The organism is Pseudomonas anatoliensis, from assembly GCF_017976235.1.
Lineage (GTDB): Bacteria > Pseudomonadota > Gammaproteobacteria > Pseudomonadales > Pseudomonadaceae > Aquipseudomonas > Aquipseudomonas anatoliensis.
Genome location: NZ_JACVHC010000003.1, coordinates 216,476 through 231,736, shown reverse-complemented (window position 1 = coordinate 231,736; position 15,261 = coordinate 216,476). Strand labels below are relative to the sequence as shown.

At 53.1% G+C, this 15,261-nt stretch carries 15 protein-coding genes; 6 read left to right on the top strand and 9 right to left on the bottom strand.

Annotation, left to right across the window (positions count from 1 at the left end; genetic code table 11):
• Nucleotides 1-220: 220 nt before the first annotated feature.
• Complete coding sequence (locus ICA16_RS10475) at nucleotides 221-2,122, bottom strand: potassium transporter Kup (RefSeq protein WP_210700564.1); 1,902 nt, start codon at nucleotides 2,120-2,122, stop codon at nucleotides 221-223.
• 383 nt (nucleotides 2,123-2,505) lie between these two features.
• Here ICA16_RS10475 and ICA16_RS10470 point away from each other — a divergent pair, with 383 nt between their 5' ends.
• Nucleotides 2,506-2,826 carry a DUF1652 domain-containing protein gene (locus ICA16_RS10470; protein WP_210700563.1) on the top strand — a complete coding sequence of 107 codons (321 nt, stop codon included), beginning with the start codon at nucleotides 2,506-2,508 and terminating at the stop codon, nucleotides 2,824-2,826.
• A gap of 48 nt (nucleotides 2,827-2,874) precedes the next feature.
• Here ICA16_RS10470 and ICA16_RS10465 read toward each other — a convergent pair whose 3' ends face one another.
• A complete protein-coding gene (locus ICA16_RS10465; protein WP_210700562.1) occupies nucleotides 2,875-4,386 on the bottom strand; it encodes a sensor domain-containing diguanylate cyclase in 1,512 nt (503 codons plus the stop codon).
• Nucleotides 4,387-4,981: 595 nt separating this feature from the next.
• Here ICA16_RS10465 and ICA16_RS10460 point away from each other — a divergent pair.
• From ICA16_RS10460 to ICA16_RS10450, 3 genes are all read left to right on the top strand, one after another.
• Nucleotides 4,982-5,392 (top strand): response regulator, encoded by a 411-nt coding sequence (locus ICA16_RS10460; RefSeq protein WP_210700561.1) that lies wholly within the window; start codon nucleotides 4,982-4,984, stop codon nucleotides 5,390-5,392.
• Nucleotides 5,393-5,556: 164 nt separating this feature from the next.
• Nucleotides 5,557-5,784: a DUF6555 family protein gene (locus ICA16_RS10455; protein WP_210700560.1), complete on the top strand. Its 228-nt coding sequence runs from the start codon at nucleotides 5,557-5,559 to the stop codon at nucleotides 5,782-5,784.
• A gap of 153 nt (nucleotides 5,785-5,937) precedes the next feature.
• A complete protein-coding gene (locus tag ICA16_RS10450; RefSeq protein ID WP_210700559.1) occupies nucleotides 5,938-6,630 on the top strand; it encodes a DUF421 domain-containing protein in 693 nt (230 codons plus the stop codon).
• 477 nt (nucleotides 6,631-7,107) lie between these two features.
• Here ICA16_RS10450 and ICA16_RS10445 read toward each other — a convergent pair whose 3' ends face one another.
• Entirely contained in the window at nucleotides 7,108-8,490 is a 1,383-nt protein-coding gene (locus tag ICA16_RS10445; protein ID WP_210700558.1) for a heavy metal sensor histidine kinase, read from the bottom strand.
• Nucleotides 8,487-9,170, bottom strand: a complete 684-nt coding sequence (locus ICA16_RS10440; protein WP_210700557.1) for a heavy metal response regulator transcription factor — start codon at nucleotides 9,168-9,170, stop codon at nucleotides 8,487-8,489. Before ICA16_RS10440 ends, ICA16_RS10445 begins: the two co-directional genes overlap by 4 nt.
• 276 nt (nucleotides 9,171-9,446) lie before the next feature.
• Between ICA16_RS10440 and ICA16_RS10435 the strand changes: the two genes are divergently transcribed.
• Nucleotides 9,447-9,893 (top strand): DUF411 domain-containing protein, encoded by a 447-nt coding sequence (locus tag ICA16_RS10435; protein ID WP_210700556.1) that lies wholly within the window; start codon nucleotides 9,447-9,449, stop codon nucleotides 9,891-9,893.
• Nucleotides 9,894-9,940: 47 nt separating this feature from the next.
• On the opposite strand, the gene copD is transcribed toward ICA16_RS10435, so the two are convergent.
• The 5 genes from copD to ICA16_RS10410 form a co-directional block, all read right to left on the bottom strand.
• Nucleotides 9,941-10,876, bottom strand: coding sequence for a copper homeostasis membrane protein CopD (gene copD, locus ICA16_RS10430; RefSeq protein ID WP_210700555.1), 936 nt, complete (start codon nucleotides 10,874-10,876; stop codon nucleotides 9,941-9,943).
• A 2-nt stretch (nucleotides 10,877-10,878) separates the two neighbouring features.
• Entirely contained in the window at nucleotides 10,879-11,262 is a 384-nt protein-coding gene (copC, locus tag ICA16_RS10425; protein WP_210700554.1) for a copper homeostasis periplasmic binding protein CopC, read from the bottom strand.
• 68 nt (nucleotides 11,263-11,330) lie between these two features.
• Entirely contained in the window at nucleotides 11,331-12,320 is a 990-nt protein-coding gene (locus ICA16_RS10420) for a copper resistance protein B (RefSeq protein WP_210700553.1), read from the bottom strand.
• Nucleotides 12,321-12,330: 10 nt separating this feature from the next.
• Complete coding sequence (locus tag ICA16_RS10415) at nucleotides 12,331-14,187, bottom strand: copper resistance system multicopper oxidase (protein ID WP_210700552.1); 1,857 nt, start codon at nucleotides 14,185-14,187, stop codon at nucleotides 12,331-12,333.
• A 150-nt stretch (nucleotides 14,188-14,337) separates the two neighbouring features.
• Complete coding sequence (locus tag ICA16_RS10410) at nucleotides 14,338-14,547, bottom strand: co-regulatory protein PtrA N-terminal domain-containing protein (RefSeq protein ID WP_210700551.1); 210 nt, start codon at nucleotides 14,545-14,547, stop codon at nucleotides 14,338-14,340.
• A 285-nt stretch (nucleotides 14,548-14,832) separates the two neighbouring features.
• On the opposite strand from ICA16_RS10410, the gene ICA16_RS10405 reads away from it, so the two are divergent.
• Nucleotides 14,833-15,228 (top strand): hypothetical protein, encoded by a 396-nt coding sequence (locus ICA16_RS10405; RefSeq protein WP_210700550.1) that lies wholly within the window; start codon nucleotides 14,833-14,835, stop codon nucleotides 15,226-15,228.
• Nucleotides 15,229-15,261 lie beyond the last annotated feature (33 nt).

Below are 15,261 nucleotides of genomic sequence, written 5' to 3'. Positions count from 1 at the left end.
GCGATTGTTCTTACAAGCTTTGGCGCGATAGAGGGTGCGCAATACCAAGGGGAAGGTCGTTTTGATGCATCTCTTGGAAAACCGGTTGCTGTAGAGGATTTGACAAGCTTGATTTGCGGGTTGGTTACTGCGGCAGGAGGTCAGCGATCCTAGAGCCGCCGGTGCGCAGAATGTAAGTTTGGCTGACAGTTTACTAACCGAACAGTGACCTCGTTCATCTCTACATCTCCACCTGCGTACCCAGTTCGATCACTCGGTTCAGCGGTAAGTTGAAGTATTTAAGGTTGCTATTGGCGTTCTTCAGCAAAAAAGCGAACAAGCCCTCTCGCCAACGAGCCATCCCGATACGCTTGGTCGGGATAACCGTCTCGCGGCTAAGGAAGTAGGTTGTACGCATCGGACTGAAGTTCAGCTCACTCAAGTGACAAAGACTAAGGGCTGCAGGCACGTCAGGCTCCTCAATAAAGCCGAAGTGCAGGCTAACTCGGAAAAACCCCTCGCCGTATGCCTCGACCTCGAAGCGCCGATCAGCAGTCACACGCGGGCTGTCTTCAGAGACCACCGTGAGCAAAACCACCTGTTCGTGCAGTACCTGGTTATGCAGAAGGTTGTGCAAGAGCGCATGAGGAACAGCATCAGATCTGGCCGTCAAAAACACAGCTGTCCCTTGTACCCGGTGCGGTGGCTGCGAACGGATGCTGCTGATGAACAACGGCAGAGGAAGTGCGGTCTCGTCCAAGCGCTCGACGATAATCTTCCGCCCTCGCTTCCAGGTGGTCATCAAGATGAACAGGCCGATGCCAGCTATCACGGGGAACGCACCACCCTGAAAAATCTTCGGCGCGTTGGCCGCGAAATACAGACCGTCTACTAGCAGAAAGCCCAGCAGCAATGGGATGGCCAACCAACGCGGCGTTTTCCAGAGGAGAAGCACTACAGCCGAGGACAAGATAGTGGTGATCAGCATTGTGCCCGTCACAGCGACCCCATAGGCAGCAGCCAAAGCACTGGACGATTCAAAGCCGATCACCAGCAGCACTACACCGACCATCAACGCCCAGTTGACCGTGCCGATGTAGATCTGCCCCTGCTCTTGGCTGGAGGTGTGCTGGATGAACATCCGAGGGACGTACCCGAGCTGGATGGCCTGGCGTGTCAGGGAGAAAGCACCGGAGATCACGGCTTGAGAAGCGATGATGGTCGCCAGTGTGGAAAGCGCGACCATCGGCAGCAGTGCCCAGCTCGGCGCAAGCAAGTAGAACGGATTGCGCACAGCCTCGGGGTTTTCCAGGATCAAGGCGCCTTGGCCAAAGTAATTAAGTGCCAGCCCCGGCAAAACCAACATGAACCATGCCCGAGAAATCGGCTTGCGGCCAAAATGGCCCATGTCGGCATACAGTGCTTCAGCACCGGTCAATGCCAACACGACGGCGCCCAAAATCGCTACACCCATGCCTGGATGAGCAACAAAGAACTGCACTGCCCAAACAGGGTTTAGCGCTTGCAGCACTTCGGGCCGCTGCAAAATGCCGTGGATGCCGAGGGCACCCAACACCACAAACCACAACACCATGACAGGGCCAAACAGGATGCCGATTCGGGCCGTGCCATGTTTCTGAATCAAGAACAGGGCGAGGAGCACGATTACTGATATGGGCACCACCCAGTGCTCGATTCCGTCAAATGCTAACTGTAACCCTTCGACTGCAGAGAGCACCGAAATAGCCGGGGTGATCATGCTGTCCCCGTAAAAAAGTGCAGCGCCGAACAGACCGAGTAGAACCAGTATCTTGCTCATGTGTGGGTAAGGTGCTGCTGCGCGACGAGCTAACGCAGTCAAAGCCATGATGCCGCCTTCGCCCTGGTTGTCGGCACGCAAAATGAACAATATGTATTTGATCGAGACTACCCAGATCAGTGACCAAAAGATCAACGACAGAATGCCAAGCACGCCGTCGTGATTCACCTGAACACCGTAATGCCCGGAAAAAACCTCTTTCAACGTGTAGAGGGGGCTCGTGCCAATGTCTCCGTAAACCACACCTACAGCAGCGACGAGCAAGCCCACCCCTGATGCCTTGGATCGGGAGTCTACGTGTGTAACGGTCGCGGTCTCACTCAAGGTGGCGCCCTCTCAATTAGCGGGGGGTAACTGCATGCCATCCTTGGGCAATACGTTTTTCCAGGGCCAACTGCAAGCTAGGCGCATGGACGATCTAAAAAAATCGCGGCCAGTATCGTGGTGAGCAACAAAATCTATCGTAAAGAAACCGTAAAAAACTCGCGTCAGATATTTCCAACAACCCCCTCATTGCCAAGCTATCTTTGCTCTTCCAGCGGAAGAACCTGAAATTATCTTTGGAAGACGAATGTCGAGCGCTCGCGTGATGGAAGGCGAAAGGGGGGCGCCTACCCCTAGGCTGGCTAGATGACTATCGGTGTAATATTCTCGCGATAACTCTCAGATAGCCCATAGCTACAGACAGAGCATCAAGGAAGACGCTTATGATTTCTCCGCTTGAACTGCGCCACATAATCGAATGCGGATTTTTACCACTTTCATGCACGTGTACCGTTAATCCAGACGGGTCGCTCATGGTCAAAGTGTTTGACTCTGCGTCAGGCCGTGTAGATCTTCTGGTAACCGGAATCTCACGTACAAACCTCACGTCAAGCCGTGCCTTGGCGAACTTAATACGCGAGCTGCGTAACGAAATGGTTTCTCGCAATGCATCCTTTGCTCAGTCTTCAAGAGTCCAGCCTCAGCTGACTCGCGCGACCTTGATCCATCAGTCCCTGGCTTCCACTCCTCGTCAGCGAACTTAGAGATCTTTCAGAATAAATGCTGAGTGATGCTCGGGATGGTTAGGCAATTCAACTTCCTACTCTATTCCGTCCTTGAGACTTAGAGCCGTATAGCAAGCGGTCAGCTTTCATCAGAAAATCTTTTTGATTCTCCTCTCCTGTTTTTGAAGTCGAGACCACACCTGAGCTTATAGTAACTATGCCGAAGGGGCTCGCTGAATGCTGAATGTTTGCGTTCAACAAGGAATGCCTAATATTTTCTGCGACCATGACCCCGCCTGCAAGCTCAGTGTCCGGAAGCAGAACTACAAACTCTTCTCCACCGTACCGAGCAGCGATATCGCCTGGTCTGTTGACGTTGGCCGAAATAAGGTTTGCTACGTGCACAAGGCAATCATCGCCGCTCAGATGGCCGTAATGGTCATTATATTGTTTGAATAAATCTATATCTAAAAGGATTAGGGATATGCTTGTCTTATTTCTCGTGGCACGTTTCCATTCTTTATCTAAAGCAAGATCAAAACTCCTCCTGTTGGCTAGAGAAGTGAGACCATCTGTATGGGCTATCACCTCTAGCTCTTTTCGGATTACTTTTAGCTCACGCTCTGCAATTAGCAGCTGTTGGATCTGTCGATATAGCAAGCTACCTAAAAAAGCCAATGCCAATATGATGGAACCTACCAATGCAATCGATTGGTAAACATATGACCACCAAGGAGCAAATACATGCTCGTACGACACTCCGGCTGCTGCGACGATAGGCAGCCCAGCCAGGCGACGATAACCGTAGATCCGCTCAATGCCATCTACAATGGATTTGATAACTGCAGTACCGCTATCGCTCTGGGGTAAGTAGCGGCTAAAAATCTCACCTTTTGAAAGATTGGTCGTCATCAATGCTGCGACTGTGGGGCGTCGGGCAAGTAGCTCGCCGTTATCGAGTGCTAAGAAGATTACTCCCTCGTCATCAACGTCCATACGTTTGAAAAAGCTTTGGAAATATGAAACCGGAACCGTGGCTAACGCAACCCCTGCAAAGGCTCCATCGGCTGTTTCGATACGCCGACTGATAGGGATCACCATATCCCCTGTCGTTCGACTTTCCACTATCGAACCAATGTGGATGGACTGGTCATCATGCTCACGGTGATAAAGGAAGTACGCTCTGTCGCTGTTGTTTTTGGTTTGCAAGCCTTCGGAAAACGAATTGGCAACCCAATTGCCTTGTGCATCGAAGATGAAAAGCCCCTGAACGCCTTCAATATCATTCACCTGGCGGCTCATCAGCTTCGCCAACCGCTCCCGTTGATCAGGGCCACTTCCATCGTGCGCTACACGCTCAGCAAGATCTCGCAAGGTATTGTCGGCCTGCAGCATCGTGTCACGGGCCTGCTGTTCAGCGGCAAGTACGATGTTCGAAACAGTTATTTTGGCCGCGTCTACTCGCTCACCGGACGACTGCACCATCTGCCAAGCAGTAGCAAGGATCAACGATAAGCAGACTAGAAGAATGAAACCTATTAGCGAAAGGGACAACGCTTTAGGTGTCAGCCTTGAGTAGATCGGTAAGGAGAGCGTCATGTATGCGTCGTCAAATTGGCGGTGGGATTAACAGAGCAATCTTCATACCGTACATCTAAAGAAAGATCAAAGCGTTCGCCCCCAGCTTCTGAGCACCCCGGAACGCGGCGAACAAACCACGATGCCTCCTTCAGCTCGTAAAATGCGTCAAACAGTCCATTGTCTGATGGTTGCGAAGATCGACGAACTCAACTCCTTTGACTGGTGAAGATGTTATTTGCAGCCAGTTTAGCTGAGCCACCAACGCGCAATGGTTGCGGCGATGCTTGTTTGGCGTTGTATGCCAATCACTGCCACCCAAACATTGTCATGATCTGGCGCCGGTAGCACATTACCTCGTCCAACTGGCGGGGGATCGCCCATTCAGCCATGCCCTCCGCTGCGGACGTCCCGCCGACGAAATTACCTATGCCATCCTCCCGCCCTTGAGGAACCCTCTCCCGAATTCTAAGGGCCGCGCGTGCCTCATCAAGATTGTCCAGAGTCGAGTGTCCCGCGTGCTCCAAGCGCGTTCACGGCAGATGCGATATTCTCCCTTACAATCATGCAACCGTTCCGTTTGTTTGGCCGGTTTCTCTGGTTGGAGGAGGATTGTTTGAACGTAAATTGGGAAGGATTGCTGCCGATTCGCGGTGAGGTCATCGTCATTGAGGACGACCCAACCCTGCAGTCGCTCATGACCGATATCATGGATGAGATTGGCGCAAAGACTGTCCCATTCGCGACGGCGGATGATGCGTTGACCTACCTGCTCGAAGCACATGGTGAATGTGCCTTAGTGATCGCCGATCATGGCGTCCCCGGACAAGTCCAAGGCATCGAGTTCATAGAAATGGTTAAAGGCAGGTGGCCTCACATCGCTGCAATCCTTACCTCGGGTTATCTGATCGAGGGCACCGCAGTGCCAGCTCACACCATTTACCTGCACAAACCTTGGTCACTGGATGAATTGGTGGCGGCAGTTGCGGAGCTTTTGCAGCCCGGTAAACCGATAAGCAAACGCTGAGCCTGGCTTCGAAATCGTTAGGCCAGGCAGAACATGGCTGGTGCTTAGCGAATGAGGCATGCATCTTCAATAACAGTGAAATCAATACGGCGGTGAAGTGTCTGAATTTTTTGAATTTTTCCGCTCCCGATGACTCCGTTAGCTAAGAGCAGACGGAGTAAGTCATGGAAAACAATCTATTCGTCATCAACTACAAGCTTCATGGTGTGCCGAAGTCCTTCATCATCCGTAGCAAAGCGATGCAAAACGCCGATGCATGGCATTGGGCTAGTTGTGATGCGGGCGTAGCTCCCATTCCCAGACTTGGTCGTCCGCCACTGAAAATGGTGTCCAAACCTCAAGCCGAAAAATACGGCATTACCGATGTCACCTGGCGAGACAGCTCAACGTAGCAGTGCGTGGTATGGCGCGGGCTTTTGATAAATCCGCTTCATGTCGTAACCGCCCGCAAAGTCCGATTACCCGCTGAATACTTCGACATCAGCTTTTGAAACCAAAGGCTGATTCGATCCGTCGTTTACTCTGAAAATAAAACCGAGGTCACGATGTCGCCTTTCGATATCCAGCGGATGCTCATAGACGAATTTCCCTTAACGTTTTTACTGGAGGTGGGTTTCAGGGCCACTTTCGCGTTCCTAGCAGTGTTTCTTTTTTTGAAATCCAGCGGTCGACGAGGGATCAGACAGCTATCACTTTTTGAGCTGGTCGTGATTTTGACATTAGGCTCCGCAGCAGGAGACGTGTCCTTCTACCATGACGTTCCGCTGCTACCCGTCGCCGTAGTATTTCTCACGCTCCTGCTTCTATACCGGCTTACCGTCTTGGTGATGACGAAAAGCAAAAAATTCGAAGCCTGGATGGATGGGCTTCCGGTAACGGTCATTCGTGACGGTCTCTACGAGCTCAAGTCTTTAGAAACGTTGAACATCTCATCTAACGAATTGTTGATGGAGTTACGACAGCAAGGGGTTGAGCATCTCGGACAAGTAAGGCTTGGGCTCGTTGAGACCGACGGCGACGTCAGCCTTTATTTTTTCGAACAGAAAGATCTGCGCCCTGGGCTGTCCGTCCTTCCATTAGAGCATCGTGCCGAGTTTGAGACTGCGCCTGCAACGGCTCTGTACTGTTGCGTAAATTGCGGTTTCTCTGAGCACATTGCGGAGGCCCAACGGGCAGGTTGTTCTCGGTGTAATCATGACATCTGGTCAACAGCCTTAAGCAGTCCAAGATGTAGATGATGGTATTGAGACCATTAACATCTCTCAGCACTCAGACTTTGCATAGGTGACCCCCCTTCACCTTGCGCGCAGCATAACGGCAGCACGAACGCGCTGAACGCCAAACACACTCATGCGAAGGAGCTCTTCATGGCTAACCGGCAGTGCTGGCAGTCCAGGCTGCGTTCGGCTTGCTATGGTCGATGTCTGGGTCATGCAGGTAACCATCCAGTCAGATCGATGGTCATCGATTGCTGTTAGCAAGACAGCAATTACTTACAATCATGCAAGAGAGCTGGCGTACTCCATGATGCATTTCGCTGGCTCGAAGCAAGAGCGGTAAGAGAATCCACAGGTGACGGGATGCGGTGGTGGTGAGAAAAACGCAACCTCCGAGAGCGCCGAGCAGGGTCATGCACATGAGTGACGCCATAAATAAACAAGGCCGCAATGCGGCCTAGTTCCACCAAGAAGGGGCGCCCGAGCTTTCTTTTATTCTTAGTCAGCAGGCCACGCAGGTAAGCGGATCACAAAGGTCGTATGGCCGTCTCTGGAGACGCATCCGACGGTGCCGTCATGGGCGTCAACCAATGATTTGACGATTGCCAAACCTAGCCCAGCATTGTTTGTAGCACCATCTCTACGTGCGGGATCAGCTCTGTAAAAGCGGTCAAACAGGCGGGGCAGATGCTCTGCTGCTATCTCCTCTCCGGGATTCGTCACTGACACGCTGATCATGCGACCCAACGACTCGATTTTTACGGAGACAGTGCAGTCAGGAGGGGTATACCTGAGCGCATTAGAAAGTAAATTCGAGATCATCCTATCCAACATCGTACCGTCACCATAGACCGCGCCGTGTCCGGAGACTTGTAGCTTTACTTCAGTGTCTTCTGCCAGCAACTGGTAATACTCGAAAAGTTTTTCGACCACCGAACGCAACTCGACTTTCTCTTTGGCAGGTAGAACCAGACCGTTGTCCGATTTTGCTAAGAAAAGCATGCCGTCAATAATGCTGGAGAGTCGGTTCAGATCCTCCAGGTTGGAATAGAGATTCTCTTCATAAGTGTCCGGTGCACGTTTCTTTGAAAGGATGACTTCGGTGTGTGTACGCAGATTGCTAATAGGGGTTCGTAGCTCGTGCGCAATATCGGCTGAAAAGTTGGATAGCCGAACAAAAGACTCTTCAAGGCGAGCAAGCATGGCGTTGAAAGAAGAGACAAGGCTTTCAAGCTCACGAGGCACCGAGTCCATCGGGATGCGTTCTTTCAGCGAACCTGCTGACATTGAGGCCGCGACTTGCGTCACCTGTGCGACCGGCTTTAACCCGCTGCGCGCCACCAGCCACCCTAACGCTGCGCTGACCAGAGCGCTGATAGCCAGCCCAATGACCAGCCACCAACGCAAAGTTTCAACGAAGTGCATGTGACTGGTGATATCCATACTCAACCATGCGGTTAGTGGCTCAGTTTCATTCACTAAATGAACTTGTGCCCTCATGCCTCTGTACATATGGCCGCCAGCAGTCCACTCCGACATGTCCTCCACTGCCTCATGAACGGCAGCAGGAGGTTGCGCAGCGCCGTTGGGGGTAGCGAAGATCGTCCTTCCACCTTTGGTGACAATCGATGCTGAAAGCTCCTGATGGGCACCTAGCAGGGCTTGCAGTTGCAACACCACCTCTGAAGAGTCTACGGAGCCAGCTTCGCCATCCATGATTTGCCGAATGGATTCGAGCTTTTCCATCATGAGTTGACGGTCGAGGCCTTTAAAGTGGTGACGACTGAACGCATCGAAGGTAAAGCCAGCTACAACCAGCACGGCAACGACTGCACAGACGAACATCATGCTCAGACGAAGGGTAAGAGATGCTCGCTTCATTCTGTGTCAGGAGCGTCTAGCATGTAGCCCATTCCCCTCGTCGTCTGAATCAGCTTGGTGTCGAAATCATCATCGATTTTGGCCCGGAGCCGGCGAATCGCTACTTCGATCACGTTGGTATCACTGTCGAAGTTCATATCCCAAACCTGCGATGCAATCAGTGATTTTGGCAAGACTTCTCCCCTGCGGCGCATGAGGAGTTCTAAGAGTGAAAATTCCTTTGCGGTAAGGTCAATACGTCGACCTGAGCGTGAGGCACGGCGCTTTAATAGGTCGACCTCCAAATCCCCGATCTTGATAGATGTCTGGTTGGGCACGGCGGATCCACGTCGAAGCAAGCTTCTGACGCGAGCTAGTAACTCGGAAAATGCGAAGGGTTTAACTAGATAGTCGTCCGCGCCCAACTCCAAACCTTTGACCCGATCATCGACTCCATCCCTGGCCGTTAGAAAAAGCACAGGGACTGAGCTCCCGGATGCACGTACACCCCGGATGACTTCCCAGCCATCAACGCCCGGCATCATCACGTCCAGAATCAGGAGATCGTAGGTCTCGCTCAGCGCTTGATGTAGCGCCTCTGTCCCCGTCACAACCCGGTCGACACTGAAACCTGCCTCCACGAGGCCCTGCTGTAGGTACATTCCGATTTTGGGTTCGTCTTCTGCGACCAAGAGTTTCATGCCCAGGCTCCGGTTTGCGGTGTTCTAGTGTGCTACCAATCTGACAACTGTGCGCAAGGTTACGTAAATGTAATTGCCTCAACAGCCAACACATACCTTCCATTCATGATAGGCCGGCGTCCGATGACAGCGGCTGGCAGGCGGCTTACAAAAATGTAATCAGCGATCTGAGCTTTTTGCGCTTAACCTACCTCCATCCACTGCGGAAGCACGACTGCTGGCCAAGACTAGGGCTTGCAGAGCAACCGCATACTAAAACGCTACGGGGTACATCGAATGTTCAAACGAAAGCTATCGCTCGCCGTGGCCTTGATGATTTGTGGTGTCGCGCAGGCAGCTGATCCGCTCACAATCGATGTGCATCGTGACGCGAACTGCGGATGCTGCAAGGAGTGGGTCAAGCACCTCGAATCGAATGGATTCAAGGTGGTCGACCACGTGGAAACCAACATGAGCGCTATCAAGCAGAACTTGGGCGTGCCACAGGGACTCGCTTCATGCCATACGGCTGTAATCGACGGCAAATTCGTGGAGGGTCATGTCCCAGCGGATGAAATCAAGAAGCTGAAGGAGCGTTCAGACCTCGCAGGAATTGCAGTGCCAGGCATGCCGGCAGGTTCTCCTGGTATGGACTACGGCCAGACTCATCAACCTTATCAAGTCCTGGGGCTCACCAAGGCAGGTGCGCAAGAGGTGGTCGCTGACTACCCGATCAGCCGATAGTCGATGTCAAGATCTGAGTACCCTCGGGGTCGCTCGGATCTCCTGGATCACCCTTGAGCCATCTCGATTGAGGGGCTCAATGTTCCTAGCCAAGCCACCAAGCAAACGATGACGACAGCACAGGTCGCTTCGATCAAGACACTTTTCTTCAAAGCAGTTGCTGCCAACCAGTAATCCCCTGCTTCTAGAGCGCGCTCTAGTGAGGGACTCAGGTAGAAACGATTGAGGGTAGCAAGTCCAATCATGCCGGCGAAAAGCAGGACTTTAATCATCAGAAGAATGCCATAGGTGCTAGTTACGAGTTCGATCACTGTCGGCCCGACAATGAAGAGATAATTAGCGACGCCAGTAACTATGATTGTGCCAACAATAAAACCGCCCGCTGTTTCGAATCCTTTAAGCGCTCGTGACAGCACTCTAACGAGTTGCTCCGAATAAGCCCCTTTAATCCTCAACATGAGACTAAAGGCCGCGAGAGCTCCGATCCAGCCGCCAGCGGCGAGGAGATGCAGAATATCAGCTGCAAAGTGCCAGAATCGCTGAGTACCTTCGTCCATCGCCCCATGACCTGTCCACGCGAGCGTAGACAAAGCGATGCCGCCTGCCAAGGTCGCAACCCAGAGGCTCCCTGTTGGCCATCGCGTGCTCTGACTTGCGACAAAAATCACCGCTGCCAGCGAGATCACGCGCGTCATCCAGCTATAGCCAATCTCAGTCTCGTACAACATCATTTCCAGATGAGGTTGCAGCTCCGCCCAGTCGGATGCGCCGCTCATATTTTTTGCCATGACGATGAAGGTGGCTATCGACAAAAACACACCAACAGCAGCGATGCCAGGTAGTAGCGACCCAAAATGCAACACCGCGCCTGAGACGCGCTCTTTTCCCCGAAAGCTGTAAAGCCCGAAGACTGCTAGGCCGAACAGGAGCATCAGGTCTAAGTAGAGCGCGAATCGCAGCACCACATTTAATGAGTCGCTCATACTTATTTCACTTTGAACGTTACGCTGCCGGTAATCGGATGGGTATCGGAGGAGACCGCTCGCCATTCGACTTTGTAGGTGCCAGCGGTGAGGGGGGCAGCTGGGGTTAGGATCATTGTTTTTGGATCGCTGCTTCCTGCGACGCTAGCTTTCATGGGCATAGGGGAGTGAGACATACCAGGCATTTCCGTCATGACCAACTTGGCCCCGGAGAACTGGGTCACCAGGTTTTCGGAAAAATGCAGTTCGATCTTCGCAGGAGCCGAGCCGCTCTCGCCTTCAGCTGGAGTCGAAGACAGCAGTTTGGGGTGAGCCTGGGCAACTGCGCTGAGCAGAAGGCTGGAAGAAAGAGCGACGGCCACAACACAGGATTTAAATACTGACATGCAAGGCTCCTCACAGCGCGTAGCTGTTGTAATGAGGTTAGATAATTATTGTTGCCGCTAAGTTTGATTTAGAACCACACCCGGACACCGAGCACCAGGCGTGCTTCGTTACTGTCTTCGCCTTCATCGCGGGCGTAGTCAGCGGTCTTTCCATAAGCCCGATTCCAAGTCACACCGATGTAAGGTGCGAACTCTGGGCGGATTTCGTAGCGGAGCCGCAGACCAATCTCACTCTCAGACAGCCCTGAGCCAACTCCACGTTTGGGATCGTTTTTGCCATAGAAATTTAATTCTGCCGTCGGTTGTAAAATCAGCTTATTGGTCAGGAGAATGTCGTAGTCCCCTTCCAGCCGAGCAGCGGTCTGGCCACCTTCACCCAGATAAGCAGTAGCCTGGGCCTCGAAATTATAGAGCGCCATACCTTGGATGCCGAAAGCCGCCCACGTTTGAGGGTCGCCCGGCTTGAAGTCTTGGCGAACGCCGCCGACCAGATCCCACCAAGGGCTAATGGAGTGGCCCCAAAGAGCTTGAACCTCAGCTTCTTCAGTCTTCCCGTTGGTGCGCTCGCCTTCGGAGCGCAACCATAGGCGATCAACGTCTCCTCCTATCCAACCTTGGGCCTCCCAGTTAAGCGCGCTTCCATCATCAGCGTCCTGCCATTCCAGCTTCTCAAATATAAAAAATGAGTTGAGGGCAGTGTCATGGACTTCGTGACCACCAGGAGCGTTATAGACTGCGGCTCTATCAGCATCAGTTAGGGCCGGTATCGGAGTCCGGCTTTGGGTCTGGGCCTGCTGCTTGGCGGGCTGCATACCCTCCATTTGGCTGTGATCCATGCCCTGCATCTGGCTATGATCCATACCCGGCATCTGGCTGTGATCCATGCCCTGCATTTTGCTGTGATCCATGCCCGGCATCTGTCCGTGATCCATTGTCTGCATCTGCCCGTCTTCCGTGCCGTGGCCCGGTTCAGCGGCTACAGGCAAGATAAAACCAGCGGTGAGAGCAATCGTGAATACAGCTGAATGCATGCGAGTCCCGCAAAAGAATTTGCTCATAGTCGGCTCCTTATTCCTCTACACGCACTTCGCGGAACATACCCATTTCCATGTGGTACAGGAGATGGCAGTGGTAGGCCCAGCGTCCCAGCGCATCGGCTGTCACTCGGTAGCTGCGCTTTGAACCTGGCGGCATATCGATGGTGTGTTTGCGGACAAGGAATTGCCCGTTTTCGTCTTCAAGGTCGCTCCACATGCCGTGCAAGTGGATGGGATGGGTCATCATCGTGTCGTTGACGAGAACGATGCGGACTCGCTCGCCATATTTCAGCTTTAATGGCTCGGCGTCCGAAAACTTCACGCCGTTGAAAGACCAGGAAAACTTCTCCATATGACCGGTCAAATGCAATTCGATGGTTCGACTTGGCTCACGGCCATCCGGATCTTCAAATGTGCTCTTTAGGTCAGAGTACGTCAGTACCTTTCGGCCATTCTCCCGAAGGCCCATGCCAGGATCATCAAGCTTTGGCGACGTTGACATGGCCTGCATGTCGACGAGAGGATTGTTGAACTCTGAGGCCGGGTGCTGCTGCATTTCTCCCATGCTACCCATGGACATTTTGCTGTGATCCATTCCGGCCATGTTGTCCATGCCAGGCATGTCTTGCGTAGCGCCATGATTCATACCTTTCATGTCGCCGCCATCCATCCCCGACATACCCTGCATTGAGCTGTCTTGCGCACCGGCCATCTTGCTGTGATCCATTCCAGCCATGTCGCCCATACCACCCATCGCGCCATGATCCATACCGGCCATACCCATGTCGGCCATGGTGACGAGAGGACGATGGTCAAGTTCAGGTACTGGGGCAGCCATACCGGGCCGGACGGCCAAGGTGCCTCTGGCGTACCCCGACCGATCCATCGACTGCGCGAACAGCGTGTAAGCGTCCTGAGTCGGTTCAACGATCACATCGAATGTCTCAGCTGTGGCGATCCTGAACTCTTCCACGGTCACAGGCTTCACATACAGGCCATCGGCGGCTACGACGGTCATCTTCAAGCCCGGAATACGGACATCAAAGTAGGACATGGCCGACCCATTGATGAATCTCAATCTAATCTTTTCGCCACGTTTGAAAGTGCCCGTCCAGTTGGAATCGGGAGCGAGGCCGTTCATCAGGTAGGTGTAGGTCGCGCCACTGACGTCTGCAATGTCAGTGGGATTCATCTTCATCTCGGCCCACATCTGGCGATCAGCGACGGTAGCTGACCAACCTTTGTCCGCTACGTCCTGGATAAAGTCACCGACTGTCCGCTTGTGGGTGTTGTAGTAATCAGCCTGCTTCTTCAGAGTTTTCATCAGCGAGACAGGATCTTCATCCGTCCAGTCGGTGAGCATCACCACGTGGTCACGGTCGTACTCAAAAGGCTCGGGCTCTTTTGCTTCGATTACCAGCGGGCCGTACACACCTACCTGCTCTTGGAAGCCGGAATGACTGTGATACCAGTACGTTCCGTTCTGCTTGACCTTGAATTGATAGACATACGTGCCGTTAGGCTCGATCCCATGGAAGCTAAGGCCCGGCACGCCGTCCATATTCGCGGGGAGGATAATCCCGTGCCAGTGGATTGATGTCATATCCTTGAGGCGGTTCTTGACCCGCAAGGTCACGGTATCGCCCTCACGCCAGCGCAGCTGAGGCCCCGGAATCCCACCATTGATTGTCATGGCTGTCCGGGCATTCCCAGTGATATTTACCGGTGTCTCTCCAATAAAGAGGTCGAACTCTGTACCTGACAGGACATTAGTCTCGCCCAAGCTACGGGCCGCCCAAATAGGGGTATGCCAGAGGCCTAAGCCACCGAGAATCCCGCCTGCGGTGAGACCTTTCACAAAGGTGCGCCGAGAAGTTTTGGAATGCATACCGATTCATGTCCCGTCAGTCGGATGTCAGGTGCACGCACGCTGGCGTGTTCCCGAGGGTTCACGCTTTGGATAGCTAGTGCGCTTGATACATCGGAAGATGCCATAAGCCAGCAAACGGGGTGATTACATTTCCGTAAGCTGGGCGGCTCAGCATTGATGCTTCTGCTCTTCAGCCGTGGGCTTTTCCTGTGCAATATCCTCTTGCACTTGCGCTTGTGAGACGGGTTTGGTGGTGGCCATTGCCGTCTCGCGAGCTCGCTCCATGCGCTCAAGCGCACGGTCGCCGCCACCTTCGGCAAAGGCCAGGGACGATATAGCCAAACTGAGTGTAAGAATCACAACGTTGGTTGCTTTCATAGTGCGTCTCCTTCAAGGAATTGACTCTCGATGAAACCAGAGAGTTTGAGCGTCAGCTCGATGAGGATGATGAGGGGACGCACCTGTCAGCACGCTTAGCTGGTGATTACACTTTTGACAGCACACGGAGAAACTCAACATCTGACTGATCGACGGGCGTCATAAAATTTGCCCGCACCACAGAACCGACAGCCGGCTGCATAAATTGATGTAGATCAACCGTGGCACTTCAATGTGGCGTATGTTGAAAAATCAAAATCCGCTAATCAGTACCGGAGATTCTCCATGCTCTGGTTTCGCCATCGTCAACCAACGTTCATACGCCTCGCCATCGTGCTGTGGGTGTTAGCGTTTGGTCTGGCAGCGACCCAGGGATGTCTGGCACAGCCCAGCCACAATCCGGCTACAACTCATGTCTCGCTGATCACCACGCAAGATCAAGATAGCCACGACGCCCATGCCCTCGGTTGCCTTCAGCACTGCGCCGATACGGCAATAGCTGTAAGTCCTTCGCTCCATCTTCAAATATTTGACCTGTTCAGTTGGACGCTTCTGCTCCTTATCCCAGCGTTGCTGATTTTGTATCCCGCCAATCCGTCCGCTTTTGCCTTTCTTGCATTACGGCGCCCTGTACCGGCCAGACCTCCTGCCCGCCTGATTTTCGTCCGTTTTAACGATTAATCCGACCTTCCGCGCGCCGATCTTCGGCGCACT